Source organism: Rhodovulum sp. (assembly GCF_011048875.1).
In the GTDB taxonomy this organism is placed as follows: Bacteria; Pseudomonadota; Alphaproteobacteria; order Rhodobacterales; family Rhodobacteraceae; genus Rhodovulum; species Rhodovulum tesquicola.
In genome coordinates this window covers 1-2,076 of record NZ_DSDD01000174.1, presented here as the reverse complement: position 1 = coordinate 2,076, position 2,076 = coordinate 1, and the positions used below count along the sequence as shown (strand labels likewise).

3 protein-coding genes are annotated in these 2,076 nt (G+C 67.8%); 1 reads left to right on the top strand and 2 read right to left on the bottom strand.

Annotated features, from left to right (window positions below; all coding sequences use genetic code 11):
• Positions 1-188: 188 nt before the first annotated feature.
• Positions 189-368: a DUF1674 domain-containing protein gene (locus ENN83_RS06075; protein WP_253087522.1), complete on the top strand. Its 180-nt coding sequence runs from the start codon at positions 189-191 to the stop codon at positions 366-368.
• Positions 369-448: 80 nt separating this feature from the next.
• On the opposite strand, the gene ENN83_RS06070 is transcribed toward ENN83_RS06075, so the two are convergent.
• A complete protein-coding gene (locus tag ENN83_RS06070; RefSeq protein ID WP_287185231.1) occupies positions 449-811 on the bottom strand; it encodes a dihydrodipicolinate reductase in 363 nt (120 codons plus the stop codon).
• A gap of 142 nt (positions 812-953) precedes the next feature.
• Positions 954-2,076, bottom strand: a 1,123-nt coding sequence (locus ENN83_RS06065; protein WP_287185230.1) for a 4-alpha-glucanotransferase, incomplete at its 5' end; no start/stop codon positions are given.

Here is a 2,076-nt window from a genome sequence, read left to right as displayed (position 1 = left end):
GCGCGCCCAGAAGCCCGTCGGGCGCGACCAGTTCGGCCATTGTGCGACGTTCGTCCAACACCCCCGCCAGAAGCCGCAAGGCCGCGGATCGTGCGTTGTCTACGGTCTCGGCCATCGCCTCGGCCCTGCTTGTTCACTGCCCGGGCCGGGGTATATCAAGGGGCGCGAACCGGCAAGGAGACCACGCGATGACCGAGACATCCCGCAAGGACCTGCCGCCCGCGGCGATCCGCGCGCTGCAGGAAGCCGAAGCGCGGCGCAAGGCTGCACAGGCACCGGACCTTCCGCCCGAGCTGGGCGGCCGGGACGGACCCGAGCCAGTGCGTTATGGCGACTGGGAGAAGAAGGGCATCGCAGTCGATTTCTGACCGCGCCGAAAGAGAGCAGAGCGCCCCGCCAACCAGTTCGGGCCGGCGGGGCCGCGGTGCCGGATGCGCCTTTGGCGCAGCTATTCGATCCTCAGGTCAGCATGCTGGCCCGTGCCCTTGTCGGCGACGAATCGCACGGTGCGTCCATTCACCAGAACGAGCTGGCAATTCGGGCCAAGGTCACGCGTTCCGAACTTGAGATCACGGCAGAAATACCTGCCATCCCAACGCCAGGCCCCGGTGACGCGCTTGCCAAAGGCCTGACCGCGGATTTCACCGCCGGGCGTCACTGCGAGGTTTATTCCAAGACGTTTGAGGCTTTTGCCGTCCACGAGGCTGACGAATCCCGAGCGGCTTTCTACCGCGCGGAACCCCTCGGCAGAGGCAGGTGCGGCAGCCGTAACCGCTAGGGCTGCAGCGGCGAGCAAGGTTGCGCATTTCATCGCGTCTCTCCGGTGTCGTTCTGACTGGCTCGGTGCCAGCACTGTTACGCAGAACTATTGCCAACGGATGAATCGTCGAGCACGGTTTTGCCGACCGCGCTGCAGGCGCACCGGACCGGTTTTCGGAACACAAGGATCCGGATCAGTCCTTTTTCGGCTTGGCCGTCGTCTTCTTTCGGGCAGGCTTGGCGCGAGCGGGCATCCCGGTCTCGGTCGCGCGCTGCAATTCCTCGATCGCCCGGAACCAATGTTCCTCTGCCTTGCCCTCTGGCCGTCCCTCACGGTTCCAGATGTGATAGGCGGCCTCCTGGATACGGTCGTCTTCGGGTTTTCCCTTTGCCATGGCATTTCCTCCGCTCGTGACTTGCGACGTTCCTTGTCCGGGCAGGCGCAGCGACCCGCCCGCAGATGCTGATACAGGAATCGTAACGGTTGCACGACAGGCATTCGCGGGCGGATCCGCGCCCTTTTTTAAAGGCCCGGTCGGCACCGCCCCGGCACCCTGCCGCCCCGATCGGCGCATCGCTGCCGCGGCGCGCGAAAGCATGGGCTCTTGCGCAAGCCTTGCTGACCCAGGTCCGATCCGGCGGCGCCAGTTCGGGTGGGTATCGACGGTGCCGGGCAGGTTCGCCTGATCGGTCCGGCCCAGCAGGTCCTCGATCTGAAGCGCGACCAGCCGGGCGGGGGTTGCGGCGAGATAGCCATGCAGCGCCTCGACATCCTCACCCCCCGCGCGCCGGGCCAGATCGGCGACCGCGTCTGCCCGGCCGCGGCGCAGTTCGGCCAAACGCCCGGGCGCGACATGGCCAAGCCGGGCGTGCCAGTCGATATCCGTGCCCTGCCGCCAGCCCGCGAAAGGGGGCAGGTCATGGGTGCCGAAACTGGCCATCACCGCCTCCGGCCAGTCCTCTGGGCACGGATCGAACATCGCAAGACGGCAGCCGAGGATGCCCGAGGCGGCAAGGTCGGCGCGCAAGCCCTCGGGGATCACGCCCAGATCCTCGCCGACGATCACCGCGCCCGCCCGCGCCGCCTCGATCCGGGCGACGGCCAGCAGGGCGGGTTTGGGCATGGCGACATAGGCGCCGGGGCCGTCGCCGGGAACCCAGAAGGCGCGCTCGAAGCCCAGGATGTGGTCGATCCGCAAGAGCCCGGCAAAGCGCAACTGCGCGCGCAGGATCTCGGCAAGCGGCCGGAATCCGCGGGCGGCCAGCGCCTGCGGGATCATCGGCGCCAGCGACCAGTTCTGGCCCTGCGGCGCAAAG

Coding starts and splice junctions, on each gene's coding strand:
- ENN83_RS06075 (WP_253087522.1), top strand. CDS start 189: ATGACCGAGACATCCCGCAAGGACCTGCCGCCCGCGGCGATCCGCGCG.
- ENN83_RS06070 (WP_287185231.1), bottom strand. CDS start 811: ATGAAATGCGCAACCTTGCTCGCCGCTGCAGCCCTAGCGGTTACGGCT.